General features: G+C 72.4%; 17 protein-coding genes and 3 tRNA genes. 8 read left to right on the top strand and 12 right to left on the bottom strand.

What is annotated here, in order from left to right:
- Positions 1-3: 3 nt before the first annotated feature.
- The 5 genes from AB0G74_RS17520 to AB0G74_RS17500 form a co-directional block, all read right to left on the bottom strand.
- Positions 4-411: a PIN domain nuclease gene (locus AB0G74_RS17520; protein ID WP_361146815.1), complete on the bottom strand. Its 408-nt coding sequence runs from the start codon at positions 409-411 to the stop codon at positions 4-6.
- Positions 408-641: a type II toxin-antitoxin system VapB family antitoxin gene (locus AB0G74_RS17515; RefSeq protein ID WP_361146813.1), complete on the bottom strand. Its 234-nt coding sequence runs from the start codon at positions 639-641 to the stop codon at positions 408-410. Before AB0G74_RS17515 ends, AB0G74_RS17520 begins: the two co-directional genes overlap by 4 nt.
- A gap of 423 nt (positions 642-1,064) precedes the next feature.
- A tRNA-Ile gene (locus tag AB0G74_RS17510) sits at positions 1,065-1,138 on the bottom strand.
- 254 nt (positions 1,139-1,392) lie between these two features.
- Positions 1,393-1,465: transfer RNA gene (locus tag AB0G74_RS17505), tRNA-Asn, on the bottom strand.
- 5 nt (positions 1,466-1,470) lie between these two features.
- A tRNA-Asn gene (locus tag AB0G74_RS17500) sits at positions 1,471-1,543 on the bottom strand.
- A 180-nt stretch (positions 1,544-1,723) separates the two neighbouring features.
- On the opposite strand from AB0G74_RS17500, the gene AB0G74_RS17495 reads away from it, so the two are divergent.
- The 4 genes from AB0G74_RS17495 to AB0G74_RS17480 all read left to right on the top strand — a co-directional run bounded on the left by AB0G74_RS17495 (position 1,724) and on the right by AB0G74_RS17480 (position 7,718).
- On the top strand, positions 1,724-2,023 hold the full coding sequence (locus AB0G74_RS17495) for a YtxH domain-containing protein (RefSeq protein ID WP_361146810.1): 300 nt from the start codon (positions 1,724-1,726) through the stop codon (positions 2,021-2,023).
- Positions 2,024-2,098: 75 nt separating this feature from the next.
- Positions 2,099-3,649: an FGGY family carbohydrate kinase gene (locus tag AB0G74_RS17490; protein WP_361146807.1), complete on the top strand. Its 1,551-nt coding sequence runs from the start codon at positions 2,099-2,101 to the stop codon at positions 3,647-3,649.
- A gap of 329 nt (positions 3,650-3,978) precedes the next feature.
- Positions 3,979-5,712 carry an ABC transporter ATP-binding protein gene (locus AB0G74_RS17485; protein WP_361146804.1) on the top strand — a complete coding sequence of 578 codons (1,734 nt, stop codon included), beginning with the start codon at positions 3,979-3,981 and terminating at the stop codon, positions 5,710-5,712.
- Positions 5,709-7,718, top strand: a complete 2,010-nt coding sequence (locus tag AB0G74_RS17480; protein WP_361146801.1) for an ABC transporter ATP-binding protein — start codon at positions 5,709-5,711, stop codon at positions 7,716-7,718. Before AB0G74_RS17485 ends, AB0G74_RS17480 begins: the two co-directional genes overlap by 4 nt.
- Before the next feature lie 108 nt (positions 7,719-7,826).
- Here AB0G74_RS17480 and AB0G74_RS17475 read toward each other — a convergent pair whose 3' ends face one another.
- The 4 genes from AB0G74_RS17475 to AB0G74_RS17460 all read right to left on the bottom strand — a co-directional run bounded on the left by AB0G74_RS17475 (position 7,827) and on the right by AB0G74_RS17460 (position 14,317).
- The gene (locus tag AB0G74_RS17475) at positions 7,827-9,101 is read right to left on the bottom strand and encodes a sigma-70 family RNA polymerase sigma factor (protein WP_361146799.1); all 1,275 of its coding nucleotides are present in this window, start codon (positions 9,099-9,101) and stop codon (positions 7,827-7,829) included.
- A 270-nt stretch (positions 9,102-9,371) separates the two neighbouring features.
- Positions 9,372-11,300 carry a DNA primase gene (gene dnaG, locus AB0G74_RS17470; protein ID WP_361146796.1) on the bottom strand — a complete coding sequence of 643 codons (1,929 nt, stop codon included), beginning with the start codon at positions 11,298-11,300 and terminating at the stop codon, positions 9,372-9,374.
- Positions 11,301-11,432: 132 nt separating this feature from the next.
- A complete protein-coding gene (locus AB0G74_RS17465) occupies positions 11,433-12,707 on the bottom strand; it encodes an FAD-dependent oxidoreductase (protein WP_361146793.1) in 1,275 nt (424 codons plus the stop codon).
- A 152-nt stretch (positions 12,708-12,859) separates the two neighbouring features.
- Positions 12,860-14,317: a deoxyguanosinetriphosphate triphosphohydrolase gene (locus AB0G74_RS17460; protein ID WP_361146791.1), complete on the bottom strand. Its 1,458-nt coding sequence runs from the start codon at positions 14,315-14,317 to the stop codon at positions 12,860-12,862.
- Positions 14,318-14,649: 332 nt separating this feature from the next.
- On the opposite strand from AB0G74_RS17460, the gene AB0G74_RS17455 reads away from it, so the two are divergent.
- Together AB0G74_RS17455 and AB0G74_RS17450 are read left to right on the top strand one after the other, a co-directional pair.
- Positions 14,650-15,399, top strand: coding sequence for an ElyC/SanA/YdcF family protein (locus AB0G74_RS17455; RefSeq protein ID WP_361146788.1), 750 nt, complete (start codon positions 14,650-14,652; stop codon positions 15,397-15,399).
- A gap of 186 nt (positions 15,400-15,585) precedes the next feature.
- On the top strand, positions 15,586-16,167 hold the full coding sequence (locus AB0G74_RS17450) for a TIGR03086 family metal-binding protein (protein WP_361146999.1): 582 nt from the start codon (positions 15,586-15,588) through the stop codon (positions 16,165-16,167).
- A gap of 58 nt (positions 16,168-16,225) precedes the next feature.
- On the opposite strand, the gene AB0G74_RS17445 is transcribed toward AB0G74_RS17450, so the two are convergent.
- A complete protein-coding gene (locus AB0G74_RS17445) occupies positions 16,226-16,819 on the bottom strand; it encodes an NAD(P)H-dependent oxidoreductase (protein ID WP_361146785.1) in 594 nt (197 codons plus the stop codon).
- 322 nt (positions 16,820-17,141) lie between these two features.
- Here AB0G74_RS17445 and AB0G74_RS17440 point away from each other — a divergent pair, with 322 nt between their 5' ends.
- Both AB0G74_RS17440 and AB0G74_RS17435 read left to right on the top strand, forming a co-directional pair.
- Positions 17,142-17,687 carry a hypothetical protein gene (locus AB0G74_RS17440; RefSeq protein WP_361146783.1) on the top strand — a complete coding sequence of 182 codons (546 nt, stop codon included), beginning with the start codon at positions 17,142-17,144 and terminating at the stop codon, positions 17,685-17,687.
- A 124-nt stretch (positions 17,688-17,811) separates the two neighbouring features.
- Positions 17,812-18,438, top strand: a complete 627-nt coding sequence (locus tag AB0G74_RS17435) for a class F sortase (protein WP_361146780.1) — start codon at positions 17,812-17,814, stop codon at positions 18,436-18,438.
- A gap of 130 nt (positions 18,439-18,568) precedes the next feature.
- Here the strand turns inward: AB0G74_RS17435 and AB0G74_RS17430 are convergent, their stop codons facing one another.
- Positions 18,569-19,261, bottom strand: coding sequence for a ScbR family autoregulator-binding transcription factor (locus AB0G74_RS17430; RefSeq protein ID WP_361146777.1), 693 nt, complete (start codon positions 19,259-19,261; stop codon positions 18,569-18,571).
- Positions 19,262-19,483: 222 nt separating this feature from the next.
- Positions 19,484-20,362 carry a putative protein N(5)-glutamine methyltransferase gene (locus AB0G74_RS17425; protein ID WP_361146775.1) on the bottom strand — a complete coding sequence of 293 codons (879 nt, stop codon included), beginning with the start codon at positions 20,360-20,362 and terminating at the stop codon, positions 19,484-19,486.
- Positions 20,363-20,715 lie beyond the last annotated feature (353 nt).

Below are 20,715 nucleotides of genomic sequence, written 5' to 3'. Positions count from 1 at the left end.
CGGTCACTCCCGGGCGTCGCGCTGCTCCACTTCCTTCAGCGCGGAGGCCACCGTCACGAAGTCGTTGTCCACATGGAGAACCGTATGTCCGTAATGAACAGCGGTGGCGCAGACGAGGAGATCGACGGCTCCCGCCGAGCGGTGCTGCCCCCGCTGGGTCAGCTTGTACTGCGCCGTCTCGACCCAGCGCCAGGCGCTCTTCGGAACCGGGGCCATGGCACAGAGGGCGTCCAGCTCATCGGCCAGCTCGTCCCGGTGCGCGGGCCCGGTGGCCGAATACAGGAACTCGGTACGGGTGGGCTCGCACACGGAGAACACCCCGGCAGCGATATGGCCTTCCCAGGACCGCAGGGCACCCGGCGTCCGGAACAGATGCCACAGGGCCGAGGCGTCCAGGAGATAGGTGATCACTCGAAAGCGGCCCGGCGCGCCCGCTTCGCCGACCGACGGGCCTCGGCTGCGGTGTCGAACTCACCCCGGGCCCCGCGCGCCGCCAGCTTCTCGGCCGCTTCCAGCCGCCTGATTCGGGCGACGTAGTCCCGCAGAGCCGCGTTGACCGTCTCCTTCTTGGTCGTAGCCCCCATCAGACGCATCGCCTCGGCCAACGCCTCGTCATCGAGGTCGATTTGCGTGACCGACATCCACCCCACCACCTCTCCATATCCGCTATGTACATAACTATGACACAAGACCAACATCACGTCGGGGCCGATGCCCCACGGACGAGCGAAATCCTCGTTCGCCCCGATGACGGGAACCTCACGGCGACCGAGGCGCCCGGCGCGACGGCCGGGCACGGCGCCGGAATCGCCGCACCGCACGCGAGCGCCGACGACAGGCGACTCCGCGCGCTGCGGGACTGCAAACCCTCGTCGCGGACGGCGCCCTGGACACGGGCATCCTCCTCGACAAGCGCCGCCGCCGAGGGCGAAACGGTTGAGCGGCACCACGGCCACCCACGGCCATACGACGAGCCCGGGGAACGCAAACAGGGGGCCGCCGCACGGCGGTCCCCTGTTGTGGTGTTCTTCCAGGTAGGAACGGTTCTGTAACCGGTCCGAGGGTGGGGCGGGTGGGACTCGAACCCACGGCCGACGGATTATGAGTCCGCTGCTCTAACCGGCTGAGCTACCGCCCCTAACGGCGCGTCGCGCACAAATGTGCGCGCCGTCTGCCGCAGCATAGCCGGTCATACGATCTGCTGCCTCGGATGGTCGGCTCTGCTCGCAGGTGAAGACTACGCCGCGGCCTGCACGGTTCCCCGCGGTAGCGGAAATCACGGGGTTCTCGGGAGCACTCTCCTCCAACACCTCGCCGGGACAAGGAAGAAGGACCCGGCGGACCGGTCCGGAAACGCGAAAAGGACCCATGACGGGTCCTCTGCGCTTGACGCTCCCCCGGCTGGACTCGAACCAGCAACCCTCCGGTTAACAGCCGAATGCTCTGCCAATTGAGCTACAGGGGATTGCGCTCCCCCGACTGGACTCGAACCAGTAACCTGCCGGTTAACAGCCGGCTGCTCTGCCAATTGAGCTACAGGGGATTGCTGCGTGTGCACCGAACGTACCTACCGGAAGCTTCCCGGAGGGCGTGTGCTCGCTGCGACACATACATTAGCGCAAGCAGGGGGGTGCTCCGCCAATCGGTATGGTCCCGGGTGATCACGGCCCGGTCCGGGTAGGCGGGCGGGGACCGGGCGTACATCAGGGAAGGGAGCAGAGCGATGCGGTACAAGCTCACGTTCGCCGTCGGGCTGGGCGTCGGCTACGTGCTCGGCGCACGGGCCGGCCGCGAGCGCTACGAGCAGCTGCGGAAGTCGGTCCGGGAGGTGTCGCAGAACCCGGCCGTGCGCAATGCCGCCGAGTCCGCCGCCCAGAACGGCCAGCGGCTCGCGGGCAAGGCCCTGCATGTGGTGGGCGACAAGGTCGGGGACCGGCTGCCGGAGTCGGTGGCCGAGCGGGTGCGGTCCCTGCGGGAGCGCGGCCAGGGCGCCGAGGACGACTGGGGCACCAGCAACACCTGAGGCCGGGGGCCCGCGCGGCCGGGATCCGGTGGCGGGTGACGGTACGGGCCGGCCGGTGCGGCAGAATCCTCCCCCATGGGGATAGTCGCCGGATTGGACAGCTCGTCCGCCTTCAGCCGTGTCGTCGTCTGTGACGCGGACACGGGCGCCGTGGTGCGTCAGGGGTACGCCCAGCACCCCGTCGATCCCAAGGCCACCGATGTCGACCCGCAGGCGTGGCTGCTCTCGCTCGGCGAGGCCGCGGCCGGCGGACTGCTGGAAGGCGTCCAGGCCATCGGGGTCTCGGCACAGCAGCACGGCCTGGTACCGCTCGACCAGCAGGGCGCCCCGGTGCGCCCGGCGCTGGTGGGGAACGACCGGCGGGCCCAGGTCGCCGCGGCCGAGCTGATCGACGCGCTCGGCGGCCGGCACGCGTGGGCCGAGGCCGTGGGCTCCGTACCGCAGGCTTCGCTGCCGGTGGCCCGGCTGCGCTGGCTGGCGCAGCACGAGCCGGAGGCCGCGCGGCGGATCGCGGGCCTGCTCCAGCCGCACGACTGGCTGGTGTGGCAGCTGCTGGGGCGGCCCGAGCGGCGGACCACGGACCGGGGCGGGGCGTCCGCCACCGGCTGGTGGTCGGCGGCGACCGGAACGTACCGCTCCGATCTGGTCGAGCTGGCGCTGGGCCATCACTGCGGGCTCCCCGAGGTACTCGGCCCCGCCGACACCGCGGGCACCACCCCCGAGGGGCTGCTGATCTCCGCCGGGACCGGCGAGACGATGGCCGCCGCCTTCGGTCTCGGGGTGGGCGTGGGCGTGGGCGACGCCGTGGTCTCCCTCGGCGCCTCGGGGTCGGTGATGGCGGTACACCACGAGGCCCTGGCCGACCCGGCCGGAATGATCACCTCGTACGCCGACGCCACCGGGATGCACCTGCCCGTCATCCACACCCTCAACGCGGTCCGGGCCCTGCGCGGCACCGCCGAGATGCTCGGCGTCGAGGATCTGGGCACCCTCTCCGATCTCGCGATGAAGTCCACACCGGGCGCCTCCGGTCTGGTGCTGCTGCCGTATCTGGAGGGCGAGCGGACCCCGGAGCTGCCGCATGCCGCGGGCACCATCAGCGGGCTGCGCCGGGAGTCGATGCGGCCCGAGCACCTGGCCCGCGCCGCCTTCGAGGGCATGCTCTGCTCCCTCGCCGACGCGATGGACGTACTGCGGGCCCGGGGGGTGCGGGTGCGCCGGGTCTTCCTGCTGGGCGCCAGCGCCGACCTGCCCGCGGTACGGGCCGCCGCGCCCGCGATCCTGGGCGCGCAGGTCGTCGTACCGCAGCCCGCCGACTACGCGGCGATCGGCGCCGCCCGGCAGGCGGCGTGGGCGCTCGGGGTGTCCCGGGGGACCCTCTCCCCCGCCGCTCCGCCCGCCTGGCGGCCCGCGGCGCTGGAGATCCTGGAGCCGGGCGAGGACGCGGCGGTCGGGCAGGCGGTACGCCAGCAGTACGGGGCCACCCGCGACCAGCTCCACCCCGGGGCGTTCCCGGCGGTGCCCACCGGGGGCGGGACCGGCCTGGGCGGTAACGGCGCGGCGGTGACGTACGCCGTCGACGGTCAGGGTCCGGCCAATCTGGGGCTCGGCGGGCTGCTGCCGTAACGCCGCGCGGGCCCCGGAACCGGTCCGGGGCCGTACGGTCGGCACGCGCCGCGCGGGGGCCACGGCCGGGCCGGACACCGGTCGCGCACCGGCCGGACACCGCTCGGACACAACTCCGGGACAGCGGTCCCGGGCCGGATCGGCGCCGGAACGACCTTGACCCGGCCTTGAGGAAAATCGCCTGGGGTTCGGCGGCGCGGTGGCCCAAGATGGACCGGGGCGTCGCCGGTACCGAACCGTATCCACCGTCTTGACCTCGAGTCGGGTCGAGGTTCCATGCTGCTCACAGCCCCCGGGACCGTCCCCTTGCCGACCTCGAGAGACCGCGCGTGCTGATACGACTGCTGCGGACCCATCTGCGTCCGTACAAACGAACGATCGCCCTGCTGGTCCTGCTGCAGTTGCTGCAGACCAGCGCCACGCTCTATCTGCCCACCCTGAACGCCGACATCATCGACGACGGCGTGGTCGAGGGGGACACCGGTACGGTGCTCCGGCTCGGCGCGGTGATGCTCGCCATCAGCCTGGTGCAGGTGGTGTGCAGCATGGGCGCCGTGTTCTACGGCGCCCGGACGGCCGCCGCCCTCGGCCGGGACGTCCGGGCCGCCGTCTTCGACCGGGTGCAGAGCTTCTCCGCCCGGGAGGTCGGCCGGTTCGGCGCCCCGTCGCTGATCACCCGGACCACCAATGACGTCCAGCAGGTGCAGATGCTGGTCCTGATGGCGTTCACCCTGATGGTCTCGGCGCCGATCATGTGCGTCGGCGGCATCGTGATGGCGCTCTGGCTGGATGTCACGCTCTCCTCGGTACTGCTGGCCGTCGTCCCGGTACTCGGGATCTCCGTCACGGTGATCGTGATCCGGATGCGCCCGCTGTTCCGGACGATGCAGGAGCGGCTGGACACGGTGAACCGGGTACTGCGCGAGCAGATCACCGGCAACCGGGTGATCCGGGCCTTCGTGAAGGACGCCTACGAGCGGGAGCGGTTCCGGGAGGCCAATACCGGGCTGACCGATGTGTCGCTGGCCACCGGGCGGCTGATGGCACTGATGTTCCCGACCGTGCTGACCGTGGTCAATGTGTCGTCGGTCGCCGTGGTCTGGTTCGGTGCTCACCGGATCGACAGCGGGGAGCTGGAGATCGGGGCGCTGACCGCCTTCCTGGCCTATCTGATGCAGATCGTGATGGCCGTGATGATGGCCACCTTCATGTTCATGATGGTGCCCAGGGCCGAGGTCTGCGCCGAGCGGATCGAGGAGGTGCTGGGCACCTCGTCGAGCGTGGCGCCGCCCGTGGATCCGGTCCGTGAGCTGGACCGGCACGGGCAGCTGGAGCTGCGGGACGTCGAGTTCCGTTATCCGGGCGCGGAGGAGCCGGTGCTGCGGGGCGTCTCCCTCACCGCCCGGCCCGGGGAGACCACGGCCGTCATCGGCTCCACCGGCAGCGGCAAGTCGACCCTGCTGGGGCTGGTCCCCCGGCTCTTCGACGCCACCGGCGGCACGGTCCTGGTCGACGGGGTGGATGTCCGGTCGCTCGATCCGGCGCTGACCGCCAGGACGGTGGGCCTGGTGCCGCAGAAGCCGTATCTCTTCTCCGGCACGATCGCGACCAATCTGCGGTACGGCCGCCCCGACGCCACCGACGAGGAGCTGTGGCGGGCGCTGGAGGTGGCGCAGGCCGCCGATTTCGTCCGGGAACTGGACGCCGGGCTCGACGCGCCGGTCGCCCAGGGCGGCACCAATGTGTCCGGCGGGCAGCGGCAGCGGCTGGCGATCGCCAGGACCCTGGTCCAGCGGCCGGAGATCTATCTCTTCGACGACTCGTTCTCGGCCCTGGACTACGCCACGGACGCGGCGCTGCGCGCGGCGCTCTCGGCGGAGACCTCGGACGCGACGGTGGTGATCGTGGCCCAGCGGGTGGCGACGATCCGGGACGCCGACCGGATCGTCGTCCTCGACGAGGGCCGGGTGGTGGGGACCGGCACCCATGAGGAACTGATGGCGCACGACGACACCTACCGGGAGATCGTCCTCTCCCAGCTGACGGAGGCCGAGGCGGTATGAGCGGGCCACGCATGATGACGGCCGGCTCGGCGGAGCGGTCGATGGACTTCAAGGGGTCGGGGCGGCGGCTGCTGCGGCAGCTCGCGCCGGACCGGGCCCTGCTGTGGATGATGCTGGGCGCCGCGGTGCTGAGCGTGGCGCTGTCGGTGGTCGGGCCGTGGGTGCTGGGGCGGGCCACCGACCTGGTCTTCGCCGGGGTCGTCGGCCGGAGCGTGTCGGGCGACGACAAGGCCGGGGTGATCGCGGAGCTGCGGGCGAAGGGCGACGACGGGCTCGCGGACATGCTGTCGGGGGTGGACTTCACCCCGGGGCAGGGCATCGACTTCACCGCGGTGGGTCAGGTGCTGCTGGTGGCGCTGGCGCTGTTCCTGCTCTCGGGGCTGCTGGCGCTGGTGGCGACCCGCTGTTCGATCAAGGTGATCAACCGGGCCGTCTACCGGATGCGGGAGGACGTCCAGGCGAAGCTGGAGCGGCTGCCGCTGTCGTACTTCGACCGGGCCAAGCGGGGTGAGGTGCTCAGCCGGGTCACCAATGACATCGACAATGTGGCCCAGACCCTCCAGCAGACGATGGGGCAGCTGATCAACTCGCTGCTGACCATCGTCGGGGTGCTGGTGATGATGTTCTGGATCTCCCCGCTGCTGGCGCTGGTCGCGCTGGTGACGGTGCCGCTTTCGGTGGTGGTGGCGACCCGGGTGGGCAAGCGGTCCCAGCCGCACTTCGTCCAGCAGTGGCGGACGACGGGGAAGCTGAACGCCCATGTCGAGGAGATGTACACGGGCCATGCGCTGGTGAAGGTCTTCGGGCGGCAGCGGGAGTCGGCCCGGGAGTTCGCCGAGCAGAACGACGCGCTGTACGAGGCGGGGTTCAAGGCGCAGTTCCACAGCGGGGTGATGCAGCCGCTGATGTTCTTCATCTCCAATCTGAATTATGTGCTGGTGGCCGTGGTCGGCGGGCTGCGGGTGGCGTCCGGGTCGCTGTCGATCGGGGACGTCCAGGCGTTCGTCCAGTACTCGCGGCAGTTCTCGATGCCGCTGACGCAGGTGGCGTCGATGGCGAATCTGGTGCAGTCGGGGGTGGCGTCGGCGGAGCGGGTCTTCGAGCTGCTGGACGCGGAGGAGCAGACTCCGGACGCGGCGGCGGTGGTGTTGGTGAAGCCGGGGCCGGGATCGGGGCCGGGATCCGGTTCGGGAGGCGGGTCCGTGGCCGTGCCGGTTGCCGGGGGCGGGACGGACGGGGCGGCGGTACGGCGCGCGGCCGGGCGGGTCGAGCTGGAGCGGGTGTCGTTCCGGTACGAGCCGGACAAGCCGCTGATCGAGGAGTTGTCGCTGGGTGTCGAGCCGGGCCAGACGGTCGCCATCGTCGGCCCGACGGGTGCGGGGAAGACCACCCTGGTCAATCTGCTGATGCGGTTCTACGAGGTCACGGGCGGGCGGATCTCCGTGGACGGGGTCGATATCGCGACCCTGCCCCGGGACGAGCTGCGGTCGGGGATCGGAATGGTCCTCCAGGACACCTGGCTGTTCGGCGGCACGATCGCGGAGAACATCGCCTACGGTGCCGCGCGCGACGTGACCCGGGCGGAGATCGAGGAGGCGGCGCGGGCGGCCCACGCGGACCGCTTCGTACGGACCCTGCCGGACGGGTACGACACCGTGATAGACGACGACGGGGCGGGGGTGAGTGCCGGGGAGAAGCAGCTGATCACCATCGCGCGGGCGTTTCTGTCGGATCCGGTGATCCTGGTCCTGGACGAGGCGACGAGTTCGGTGGACACCCGGACCGAGGTACTGATCCAGAAGGCGATGGCCCGGCTGTCGAAGGGGCGGACCAGCTTTGTGATCGCGCACCGGCTCTCCACGATCCGGGACGCCGATGTGATCCTGGTGATGGAGAACGGGTCGATCGTGGAGCAGGGCACGCATGCCGCGCTGCTGGCGGCGGAGGGCGCGTACGCCCGGCTGTACTCGGCGCAGTTCGCGCAGGCGGTGGCGGAGGTCGACTGAGCGGATCGGCCGGGCTGATCTGCCGAGCGGGTCGGCCGAGCGGGTCGGCCGAGCTGATCGCGGGACCGGCGGGTATCGGACCGGTGCCGCCGGTCCCGGTCGGCGCGCTCAGTCGAGATAGCCCCTGAGCTGGTCGGCGAAGGCGTGGTCGCGGAGCTTGTTGAGGGTCTTGGACTCGATCTGGCGGATCCGCTCCCGGGTCACCCCGAAGATCCGGCCGATCTCCTCCAGCGTGCGGGGCCTGCCGTCGACCAGGCCGTACCGCAGTTGGACCACCTTGCGCTCCCGCTCGCCGAGAGTGGAGAGCACGGCCTCCAGATGTTCCCGCAGCAGCAGGAAGGCGGCGGACTCCACCGGGGACGCGGCATCGCCGTCCTCGATGAGGTCGCCGAGCGCCACATCGTCCTCCTCCCCCACCGGGGCGTGCAGGGAGACCGGTTCCTGGGCGAGCCGCAGCACCTCACCGACCCGTTCGGGCGCCAGATCGAGATGGGCGGCGACCTCCTCGGGGGTGGGTTCGTAGCCGCGTTCCTGGAGCATCCGGCGCTGGACCCGGACGACCCGGTTGATGAGTTCGACGACATGGACGGGGACCCGGATGGTCCGGGCCTGGTCGGCGAGTGCCCGGGACATCGCCTGGCGGATCCACCAGGTGGCGTAGGTGGAGAACTTGTAGCCGCGGGCGTAGTCGAACTTCTCGACCGCCCGGATGAGACCGAGGTTGCCCTCCTGGACCAGGTCGAGCATGGTCAGTCCGCGGCCGACATAGCGTTTGGCGACGGAGACCACGAGCCGCAGATTGGCTTCGATGAGCCGCCGCTTGGCCATCCGGCCGAGGACGACCAGCCGGTCGAGGTCGGCGGCGAGCGGGGAGTCGTTGAGGTCGGGGGTGCCCGCCAGCTTCTCCTCGGCGAACAGTCCGGCCTCGACACAGCGGGCGAGGTCGACCTCCTCGGCCGCGGTCAGCAGGGGTATCCGGCCGATCTCCCGCAGATACTGCCGGAACAGATCCGACGAGGGGCCGCCGTTGTCGGTCCTGGCCAGGGTCCGGGCGGCCTCGGGCACTTCGGGGCCCTCCGGTTCGGCCTCGTTCTCGGGCCCGGTCTCCGGATGTCCGGACGGCGGATGCTGCGCCGGTACCCCGGCGAGCGGTTCGCCCGGGTCCCGCGGCGGGCCGCCGGGGGTGTCGGGGGTGAGTGGGGTGAGGGTCCGGGTCTGGGTCTGCACGGGGGCGACCTCCAGGGTGATCGCTGCCGGTTCGAGGGCGTGCGGCAGCGGGACGGCTGCGACCGGGCCGCTGTCCGTCCCGTACACGATGAGCGGATCCGCGGGAGTGAGAGGCCCACCGGTGGTGGACCGGCCGCGCTCCGAGGACTCAGGCACCGCCCCCAGTGTGGGGTACGGCACATCGTCACCACGAGGGGCGTGCGGCGACTTTCTGAGTCCGTTCCGTGACCGGCTGATTACCGGTACGGGATATTTCGGGGCTTACGGCTCCCCGGGCGAGGGGCCCGGACCGGGCCCGGGTGTCCGGCGGGTTCGGGGACATCAGCGGGTTTCGGCGGGGTTTCGGCGAGTCCGCGGGTTTTGGCGGGTGACCGTGCCCGGGAGGCGGGCCGGAGAGTGGGGCCCCGCCGGGCCCCGCGCCCCGGGTCAGAGGGCGGCGGCCCCTTGGTTGCGGAGGGACTGGGCGTACTGCTGGAGCACCCACAGTTCGTTCTGTACGGCCGCGTACCGCTCGGGCTCCGCGCCCTGGCCGAGCCGGGCGAGGCTGCCCTGGACCTCGGCGATCCGGCGGTCGACGGCGCGCAGCCTGACCTGGACGAGCTGGACCCCGGCATAGGTCTCGTCGATGGTCCGGCAGTGGATGGCCTCCACGGCCAGTTCGGTCACCAGGGCGCGGACCGTGTCGTCGGCGGCGGCGTCCCGGACCAGGGCGAGATATCCGGCCGCGTCGGCGGTGCCCTGCTCGGCGCCGCCCGCCTCGGCGATGGTCTGCCGGACGGCCGCGTACGGCGGGGCGGTGAACTCGTCGGCGCCGTAGGCGTCGAAGGCGGGCGAGACCAGCTCGGGGCGCTGGAGGGCGAGCTTCAGCAGCTCCCGTTCGGTGCGGTGGGCGGGGCTGCGGAGATTGAGGGCGGGTCCGGCGGGTCCGCCGGAAACAGGTCCGGCGGGTCCTGCGGCGGCCCCCGGCGCGTGCCGGTCGGCGCCGGGGCGGGCGGGTCCGGCCGGGCCCCGGCCGCCGCGGTCCCGGGCCCAGCGGGCGAGCTGGGCGACGCGCTTGACCACGAACTGGGTGTCGAGGATGCCGACCATGCCCGCGAGCTGGACGGCGGACTCGTGCTGGATCGCGACGTTCTTGATCCCGGCAACGATGGGCGCGGCCTCGTCGAGCGCGGCGGCCCGGCCCGCCGGGGACTCCAGATTGTGCCGCTCCACCACGTGGCGGAGGGCGAATTCGAACAGCGGGGTCCGGCTGCCGACCAGCTTGCGTACGGCCTCGTCGCCGTCGGCGAGCCGCAGCTCGCAGGGGTCCATTCCACCCGGGGTGATCGCGATGGAGGTCTCGGCGGCGAACTTCTGATCGTCCTCGAAGGCCCGCAGGGCGGCCTTCTGTCCGGCCGCGTCACCGTCGAAGGTGAAGATCACTTCGGCGGTGGCATGGTCCATCAGCAGCCGCCGGAGGATCTTGATGTGGTCGCCGCCGAAGGCCGTCCCGCAGGTGGCGATGGCGGTGGTGACACCGGCGAGATGGCAGGCCATCACATCGGTGTACCCCTCGACGACCACGGCGCTACTGGTCCTGGCGATCTCCTTCTTGGCCAGGTCGATGCCGTAGAGCACCTGGGACTTCTTGTAGATCCCGGTCTCGGGGGTGTTCAGATACTTGGGGCCGTTGTCGGTCTCGTAGAGCTTGCGGGCGCCGAAGCCGACGACATCGCCCGCGATATCGCGGATGGGCCACATCAGGCGGCCCCGGAAACGGTCGATGGGGCCCCGGCGGCCGTCCTGGGAGAGGCCGGAGAGGATCAGTTCCTTGTCGCTGAAGCCCTTGCCGCGCAGGAAGCGGGTCAGATGGTCCCAGCCCTGGGGGCTGTAGCCGACGGCGAAGTGTTCGGCGGCTTCGCGGTCGAAGCCCCGGTCGGCGAGGAAGGCGCGGCCGGTGTCGGCCTCCGCTCCGTTCTCCAGCTGGTCCCGGTAGTACTCCGCGGCGATCTTGTGGGCCTCGATCAGCCGGATCCGCTCGCCCCGCTGGTGGGAGGGGTTGTAGCCGCCCTCCTCGTACCGCAGGGTGATCCCGGCCCGGGCGGCCAGCCGCTCGACCGTCTCGGCGAAGGTCAGATGATCGATCTTCATCACGAAGGCGATCGTGTCGCCGCCTTCCTGGCAGCCGAAGCAGTGGAAGAGTCCCTTGCTCGGGCTGACCTGGAACGACGGCGACTTCTCGTCGTGGAAGGGGCAGAGCCCCTTCAGATTGCCGCCGCCCGCGTTCCGCAGCTGGAGGTACTCGGACACGACGGAATCGATCGGGACCGCGTCCCGTACCGCCTTGACGTCGTCATCGTTGATCCTGCCTGCCACGCGTGAAGTCTACGGGCCCCCGGGGACACTCCCGGGGCCCTGTGGACGGCCACCACCGGAAGGGCCGGTTCCGGACGGCCCCGGGTGCCGGGCGGGCGCCGCGGGGCCGGGGCGCGCGGCCGGTGCTTCCGGTCAGCCGGTCCGCTCGCCGGTCAGCTCGGACAGCGGGACGGACGGATCGGCGAGGGCGTCGGGATCGACCGGTTCCCCCGAGCGGATCAGGGCCTGGACCGGGCCGGTGACGTCCCACACATTGACGTTCATCCCCGCGAGGACCCGGCCCTCGCGCAGCCAGAAGGCGATGAACTCCCGCTTGCCGACGTCGCCGCGGAGCACGAGCTGGTCGTAGGTGCCGGGCGGGGCCCAGCCCGAATACTCCATCCCCAGGTCGTACTGGTCGGAGAAGAAGTACGGCACCCGGTCGTAGACGACCTCGCGGCCGAGCATCGAGCGGGCGGCGGCCGGGCCACCGTTGAGGGCGTTGGCCCAGTGCTCGACCCGGATCCGGGTGTCCAGCAGCGGATGCTCGGCGGCGGCCACGTCGCCCGCCGCGTAGACATCGGGGTCGGAGGTGCGCAGGGCGGCGTCCACGGCGATCCCGCCGCCGTGGGCGCGGTCGGCCAGGGCCAGGCCCGCGGCCTCGGCGAGCGCGGTCCGCGGGGCGGCGCCGATCGCGGCGAGTACCGCGTGGGCGGGGTGCTCCTCGCCGTCGTCGGTCCGGACCGCGAGCACCATCCCGTCCTGGCCGGTGATCTCGGTGAGCCGGGCCCCGAAGTGGAAGGTGACGCCCCGCTCGCGGTGCAGATCGGTGAAGAGCTGGCCCAGCTCGGGGCCGAGGACCTGGTGCAGGGCGGTGGGCTCGGGCTCGACGACGGTGACCTCGGCGCCGTAGCCGCGGGCCGCGGCGGCGACCTCCAGTCCGATCCAGCCGGCCCCGGCGATCACCAGCCGGCCGTTCTCCCGGCCGAGGGAGGCCAGGACCTGGCGGAGCCGTTCGGCGTGGGCGAGGCGCCGCAGGTGGTGCACCCCGGCGAGCCCGGTCCCGGGGATGTCGAGCCGCCGGGGTTCGGCGCCGGTGGCCAGCAGCAGCTTGTCGTAGTGGAGGACCGTACCGTCGCCGAGCCGTACGGACCTGGCAGCCCGGTCGACGGCGACCACGGTCTGGCCGAGGTGCAGTTCCACATCGGCCTGGGCGTACCAGCCGGGTTCATGGACGAAGACGCTGTCCCGGCTGTCCTTGCCCTGGAGGTAGCCCTTGGACAGCGGGGGCCGTTCATAGGGGTGGTCGCGCTCGTCGCCGATGAGGATCACCCGCCCGGTGAACCCCTCCGACCGCAGGGTCTCGGCGGCCTTCGCCCCGGCGAGACCACCGCCGACGATGACGAATGTCCGGTGTCCGTCGACCACTTGATGCCTCCTCTGTGCTGCTGTCCCACCGGCCGCCGTCCTCGCGCCGTGCCGCGGTCTGCTGCGAGCGTCCCGCACGGAGCGTGATGGCGGAAGAGGACGTCCTCCGGGCGTGTCTCGCCGCCGCCCCTCCCGCCGGACCGGTCGGGGGATCAGCGCCGGGCTGTGAGCTGGGCGTGCAGCGTCACCGCCGAGGCGTCGGTGAGGGAGGCGACCTGGTCCACAATCACCCGACCGCGCGCCCGGTCGTCGGGGGCGGCGTCGAAGAGGGCCCGGAACTGGGGGTCGAGTCCGTCGGGCGCGCGCCGGGCCAGCGCCTCCGCCAGCTCGGCGACGACGATCCGCTGGTCGGCGCGGAGCGCGGCCTGTTCGGCGCGCTGCATCACATAGCGGTCGGCGACGGCCTTGAGGACGGCGCACTCGTTGCGGGTGGCGCGGGGGACGACGAGTTCGGCGGCGTACCGGGTGAGGCGTCCGGTGCCGTAACGCTGGCGGGTGGCGCCCTCGGCGGCGAGACAGAACCGGCCGATGAGCTGGCTGGTGGCGTCCTTCAGCCGGGCCTGGGCGTGGGCGGAGCCGTCGTAGTGATGGGGCCACCAGTCCTGGTCGAGCAGCCGGTCGATGGCCTCGGACAGCTCCTCGGGGTCGGTGTCGGCGGGGACGTAGCGGCCGAGGGCGACCCGCCGGATATCGGCCCGCTCGGGCTCGGCGAGCAGCAGGTTGGGGTCGATGTGTCCGGCGTGCAGCCCGTCCTCGAAGTCGTGGACGGAGTAGGCGACGTCGTCGGACCAGTCCATGACCTGGGCCTCGAAGCAGCGGCGGTGGCGGGGCGCGCCGTCGCGGATCCAGTCGAAGACCGGCAGGTCGTCCTCGTAGACACCGAACTTGACCGAATCGGGGTCGGTGGGGTGACCGCCGCGGGGCCAGGGGTATTTGGTGGCGGCGTCGAGGGCGGCGCGGGTGAGGTTGAGTCCGACACTGACGGGGGCGCCATCGGACCCGGCTCCGCCGGGTACCGGGGCTCCGGCGTCGGCGGGCAGGAATCGCTTGGGCTCGATCCGGGTGAGCAGCCGCAGGGACTGGGCGTTGCCCTCGAAGCCGCCGCATCCTTCGGCGACCTCGTTGAGCGCGACCTCGCCGTTGTGGCCGAACGGGGGATGGCCGAGGTCATGGGCGAGGCAGGCGGCTTCGACGAGATCGGGGTCGCAGCCGAGGGCGGCGCCCAGCTCCCGGCCGACCTGGGCGCATTCGAGGGAGTGGGTGAGCCGGGTACGGGGGCTGGCGTCCCATGCCTGGTTGCGGGTGCCGGGGGTGACGACCTGGGTCTTCCCCGCGAGTCTGCGGAGCGCCGCGGAGTGCAGCACCCGGGCGCGGTCGCGCTGGAAGGCGGTCCGGCCGGGGCGTTTGTCCGGTTCGGGCGCCCAGCGGGCGGTCGCCGCCTCGTCGTAGCCGTAGGCGTCGTCGCCCGAGGAGCCGGGGCGGCCGTCCCTGGGGTGACCGGGGTGCTCCTGCGCGCCGCCGGGCCCGGGGGCGGTGGGGTGCCCGTACGCGTGGGGGTGCGGGCCCTGGGGTCCGGGCCCGTTCGGTGTGGTGCCGGTCGTGCCTTCCATGCCCCCGACGGTAACCGGCGGCGGTGACAGCCGGGCGCCGGGGCCGGGCCCGGGGGTGTGGGCGAGGGGCGGGGCGGCGGGTTGTCCACAGGGTCGTACGGGATCGGGCGGACCGGCGCATTCTGGGGTCCCGGGCGGTGGAGACCGGGGATGTCGACGATCGGAGGGTCGGACGATGGTGATGTTCCTTGAGTTCTTGGTGCTGCTGGTGCTTCTGGTGTTTTTGGCGTTTCGGTTATCGGGGGTGGTCAGCGCGGCTGCGTGGAGGGGGGACGGCGGCCGCGTGACGGACCCGACAGAACCGTTGACGCCGGTCACGCGTCTGACCGGACATGGACCGACCACGAAAACGGCCGGCGGAGCGACTGGCGGGACGGCTGCCCGAGGCAGTCCGCCCGGTGCTGCGGGCGCTGCGGCCCCGGCTCCCCCGCTCCCGGCGCGTACAGCGCAGGCTGTTCCAGGCAGCCGTACTCGGGACGGTGCTGGCGCTGACGCCGGCGACCTGGCTCCGGCTCTCCACGGACGACCGGATCCGTACGGTCGCGGACGTGCCGGACCGCGATGTGGCGGTGGTCTTCGGCGCGGGCCTGTGGAACGGCAGGCCGACGCCGTATCTCGCCCACCGGCTCGACACGGCCGCCGAGCTGTACGGCGCGGGGAAGGTCCGGGTCGTCCTGGTCACCGGCGACAACAGCCGGGAGGAGTACGACGAGCCGGACGCGATGCGGACCTATCTGACCGGGAAGGGCGTCCCGGACGACCGGATCGTCAGCGACTACGCCGGATTCGACACCTGGGACTCCTGTGTCCGGGCCAAGAAGATCTTCGGGGTGGACGACGCGGTGCTGATCACCCAGGGCTTCCATATCCGCCGGGCCCTCGCGCTCTGCGGTTCGGCCGGGATCGACGCGTACGGGGTGGGGGTCGAGGAGCCCCACGACGGCACCTGGTACTACGGCGGGGCGCGCGAGCTGGCGGCGGCGGGCAAGGCGGCGCTGGACAGCGTGTTCAAGCCGGACCCGCGATTCCTCGGTACGGAGGAGAAGGGGATCGAGCAGGCGCTGGCGACGGCCGGGGACTGAGCCACGAGCGGGAAGACGGCCGGTCGGGCCCTCTGCTCGTACCGGCTGCTGTCCGGTCGTACCGGCTCGTATCCGGGGCCGGTGATGTCGTGCCCGGGGCGGGTCGGGGGGCCTTCCGGGGGCCGACACGCGGGGACGGGGCTCGCGGCGCACCCGGCGCCGCGCGACAGTGGGCCCATGGCACATATGCGACAGGACGTGGCCACCCTGCCGGCCCGGCACTCCGCGGCGCTCGGGCTGTTCACGAAGCGGGTCCACGCCGTACGGCCCGACCAGTGGGACGAGCCGACGCCGTGCAGCGAGTGGTCGGTCCGCGATCTGGTGAACCATCTGACCGCGGAACAGCTCTGGGTTCCCGACCTGGTGACGGACGGCGCCTCGATCGAGGACGTCGGGGACGCCTACGACGGCGATGTACTGGGCCGGGACCCGCGCGCCGCGTGGGACGCGGCGGCGCGGGCGGCCCGGCGGGCGTTCGGCGCGCCGGGGGCCTTGAGACGGACGGTACAGCTGTCCTACGGGGAGACCCCGGCGGTGGCGTACTGCGCGCAGATGACCACCGACGCGGTGGTCCACTCCTGGGACCTCGCCCGGGCGATCGGCGCGCCCGAGCGGCTCCCCGACGATCTGGTCGCCTTCGCCCTGGACGAGGTGACGCCGTACGCGGGGCGGCTGGCGGCCACGGGCCTCTTCGCCCCGCCGATCGAGCCCCCGCCGGGCGACGGCCATCAGACCCGGCTGCTGGCCCTGCTGGGCCGCCGGGCCTGACGGACCCCACCCGAGACGGCGGGCCGGACCGCGCCCGCGATCCGGGCCGTCTCCCGGGTCAGGCCGCGTACGGCCGGGCCGTTCTGGCTTCCAGCAGCGCCCGGCTCCACCAGGAGAGCTGGTCGAGCAGGGTCTTGGCGGCGGCGTCGCAGTGTTCCGGGTTCCGGTGGCGCCCCCGTTCGTCGAAGCTCGTATGGGCGTGGTGGAAGGAGACGGTGTCGCGGACGGTGACGGCGTGCAGTTCGGCGAAGACCGGCCGCAGATGCTCCACGGCCCGCAGTCCGCCCGACATGCCGCCGTAGGAGACGAACGCGACCGGTTTGGCGCGCCATTCGGCACCGTGCCAGTCGATCAGGCTCTTGAGCCCCGCCGGATAGGAGTGGTTGTACTCGGGCGTCACGACGACGAACGCGTCCGCCGCCGCCAGCCTGGCCGTCACCTCCGCCGCCCCGTCCGGCAGTCCGGGCCCGAGATCGGTGGGGAATTCGACCTCGCCGAGATCGACGACCTCGGTCTCGAAGTCGCCCCGCCCCTCGGTGTGCCGCAGGAACCAGTCCACGACCACGGGCCCGAACCGCCCGTGCCGGTTGCTCCCCGATACGACGACGAGTCTCATCGGCCGTTCGGTGCTGTGCTGCGTTGTGATGTCCATACACAGAGGGTTCAACCTCAACTTTGATTGAGGTCAAATCCGCCCGTTCACCCGTCCGGGGGATTCGGTACGGACCGCCCCGGCACGGGCGGCCGGGTTGCGTCGCACCGCGCGGCAGGGCTCCTCGGCGGTGCATGTCACCCGATCGGCACGGGGCGGGGCGGCGATCGGGGATACCTCTGTGACCTGCGGCGATGCCGGACGTCCAGGGCGACACGGTGGGCGGTGGGGCTAGATCTGACGTTATTTCAGCAGGCGCGGGGGGCGCGGGGGGACTTGGCTCGGACGGGACGGACCCGTGCTTCGCGTTCCCGGAGGACCCATGCGCACCACCACTCGCCTGCTGACCAGTGCCGTGCTGGCCGTCGCGACCACAGGACTCGGAGCGGGTGCCACGGGGGCGTGGGCCGGTGACCGGGATCGGCTGGAGGTGTTTCCGTCGACCGCCGAGCCGGGGACCACGATCACCGTCAACACCACGGCGTGCGGGAAGGACGGGCACGGCACGGGGGACGCGCGGTCGCTGGGGGTGGACGAGTTCCATCTGGCGCCCGGGTCGCACCGGGACTCCGTCGTCGGGGAGTTCCGGGTGCCGAGCGGGGTGGAGTCCGGGAGCTACCGCGTCGAGGTGCGGTGCAAGAACGGCAAGCGCAGCTCTGGCGATGTGGTGATAAGGCACCGGGGGAACAACGAGGAGCCGGGCGAGCAGCGGCACGACGAGCCCAGCGGGCATGTCAGGACCGGGCTCGGCGGCAGTGTGGGCCCGGACACCACCCAGATCGCGGCGGGCGCGGCCGTACTGGCCGCTGCCGCCGTCGGCGGGGCCCTGCTTCTGCGTCGTCGGGCGAGCGGCACGCAGGGCAGCTGACGGGCCGCCGCACCGCGGCCCCGTCCCGCCGTGTCCCCCGTTCCCCCAGGCCCCGGCCCTGCCGGTGCGGTCCGGCGGGGCCGGGGGACACATCCGTCCCCGGGTGACCCACCGTGGAGGTTCGTTGAGCGCCAAGGCCAAGGGGTGGTGTCTGGCCGCCGTCGCCGTCGCCGGGCTGTGGCTGGTCCAGAACGGCGCCAGGACCGTCGTCACCCCGCCCGTGCCCTCCGCCGCGCAGGCGTTCGCGGCGGGGCCCCGTTTCCATACGGACGCCGCCGCCGATCCCCTGCCGCCGTCCCAGCCGCTGCGGTTCCGGATCCCCGACATCAGGGTGGACGCCCCGATGACGGGTCTCGGTCTCGACCGCGCGGGCGCCCTGGAGGTGCCGCCCGCCGAGAACCGGAATCTGGCGGGCTGGTTCAGGGACGGTACGCCGCCGGGCGCCGACGGCACCGCGATCGTAGCCGGTCATGTCGACAACGCGAGCGGCCCCGCCGTCTTCTACGCCCTCGGCGCGCTGGAGAAGGGGCACCGGATCGAGATCGTCAGGGCCGACCGCCGGGTGGCCGTCTTCACCATCGACGCGATCGAGGTGTACGAGGCCGACGGCTTCCCGGACGAGAAGGTGTATGGCTCGCGCGGACGCGCCGAGCTGCGGGTGATCACCTGCGGCGGCGGTTTCAGCGCCAAGACGGGCTACCGGGGGAACGTGGTCGCGTACGCCCATCTGATCGGGGTCAAGAAGGTGTGACGGGCCCGGACACCGGCCCCCCTCCCCCGGGACCCGCAGGACTCGACGGCCGCCCGGAGCCCCCGAGCCCGCCGGGCCCCCCGAGCCTCCGGGGGCGTAGCGACGGGCCTGCCGTACGGGACGCCTCGCGTCAGACCGCCGCGGCGCCGCCCCGCTCCACGCCCCGGTGTTCCCGCGTCACCTGCTCGTAGAGCCGCTGCCCCCGCTCCAGACTGAAATCGAGCCGGGCCAGTACGCCGGGGACCGCGATACCCGCCATCAGACAGCGGAACAGCTCCGCCATCCGGCGCGGCATGTCCTGACGAGCGGTCATGATGCTGGACATCACCTGGGTACCGGTGAAGGTCGCGGTGACCATCCAGGAGATGGCCTCCATGTCCAGATGCGGCAGCAGTTCGCCGTTGGCCTGCGCCTCCCGGAACTTGATCTCGTTGATCTCGTTCCACGCCCGCATCGGGACCCGCCGGTCCAGCCCGTCCCGGGCCGAGCCCGCGTCCACGGTGAGCCGTACGCTCCCCTGGAAGATCGGATCGCCCGTCTTCGGCTGGAGCAGCAGGGACAGCACCTGTACGCCGTCGATGGCCTCCTGGAGCTTCAGCTCGTGCGGCGGGATCAGCGGCAGCGCCTCCGCCTGGGCGTCCAGTACCGCCTGGGCGAGTTCGCGTTTGGACGCGAAGTGGAAGTACAGGGCGCCTTTGGTCAGCCCCGCCCGGTCGAGAATGTCGGTGATCTTCGTGGCCTCGTATCCGACCTCGTCGAACACCCTGGCCGCCTCCACGAGGATCTTCCGCCGAGTGCGGATCGCCCGCTCCTGCCGCGCCACGAGACGCCCCCTAACCGCCGCTGCCGGACGAGAACCGTTGTTTGCCGATGTCCCTATGGAACCGGTGGAACCTGTGGAGTGGATACCCGCCGGTAGCCGCCGCATCCGGCGGCCCCGGTCCGTTCGACCCCACGTTCCCACGGCCGGGGCCCGCCCCGCCGGGCGGGCCGGGCGGCGGGCCCGAAAGCACCGGCGGAGACCGGCGGCGGCCGGTGCGCGGTCTCATCCCGGCGGACGCTCTCCGACGACCACGGTCGCCCAGTCGTCGTCCGAGGTCTCGACCCGGGCCGCGAGCCCGGCCGCCGCGACGATCCCCAGGGCCCGGGCCGCCTGCCGCTCCCCCGTCTCGAACAGCAGGGACCCGCCGGGCGCCAGCCACTCCCCCGCCCGGGCCGTGACCCGGCGCAGCACATCGAGGCCGTCGGCGCCGCCGTCGAGGGCGACCCTGGCCTCGTACTCCCTCGCCTCGGCGGGGAGCAGCCCGATCTCCCCGGTGGGGACGTACGGCACATTGGCCAGCAGGACGTCGACCCGGCCCCGCAGCTCCCCGGGCAGCGGCTCGTAGAGGTCGCCTTCGTACACCCGCCCGCCGAACGGGCGCACATTGCGCCGGGCGCAGCGGACGGCGACCGGGTCGATGTCGGCGGCATGGAGTTCGGTGCCCGGGAGGCCGGTGGCCAGGGCGGCGCCGAGCGCGCCGGAGCCGCAGCACAGATCGACCACGACCGGCCGGGACGGGGCGAGTCCGGCGGCCAGCCGGGCCAGGAACTCGGTACGGCGCCGGGGGACGAACACGCCGGGATCGACGGCGATCCGCAGTCCGGCGAACCCGGCCCAGCCGACGATGTGTTCCAGCGGCCGTCCTGCGGCCCGCCGTTCGACCAGTCCGGCGAGGTCGGCGGGTCCTTCGGCGGCGGCGATCAGCAGCCGGGCCTCGTCCTCGGCGAAGACACAGCCCGCGGCGCGCAGCCGGGCCGTGACCGGGCCCGGGTCGAGGGCGGCGCCGCCGTCGGCATGGGACGGGATGTCCGGGGCGGCCGGGGAGCCGTCCGGGGCGGGAGAGGCGGAAGAGACGGAAGAGACGGTGGAGAAGTACGACATGGGGGCCTTCCGGGGGTCCGAAGGGCGCTCCACGGCGGTCACGTCAGCGGTGAGCCGTCCCGGTGACCGGGCCGTTCGAGGGGAGCACCCGCTCCGTCACAGCGGTGATGGGACCCACCTCCCCGGTTCGTCGCCTCGGCCCGCGGTCGCCGTGCGCCACGGGCCGCGTGCCACGCGCCTGGTCCGGCGCGGCGCGGTCACTCTACCGTTCCTAGTCAGTGAGCAGGAGTGAGTCTTGGACCCATTCCTGTGCACTGCGGACATCCCGAACGGTTTTGGGTGTCCTGGTTGCCCGCGTTCGCTCCGCGTCCGGGTGCACGGATCGTGTCCGTGGTCCGGGTACGCGGGGGCGG

The organism is Streptomyces sp. NPDC020875, assembly GCF_040641415.1.
Classification (GTDB): Bacteria; Actinomycetota; Actinomycetes; order Streptomycetales; family Streptomycetaceae; genus Streptomyces.
The sequence above is the reverse complement of the archived record's forward strand: the minus strand, read 5'-3'. Positions and strand labels throughout refer to the sequence as shown.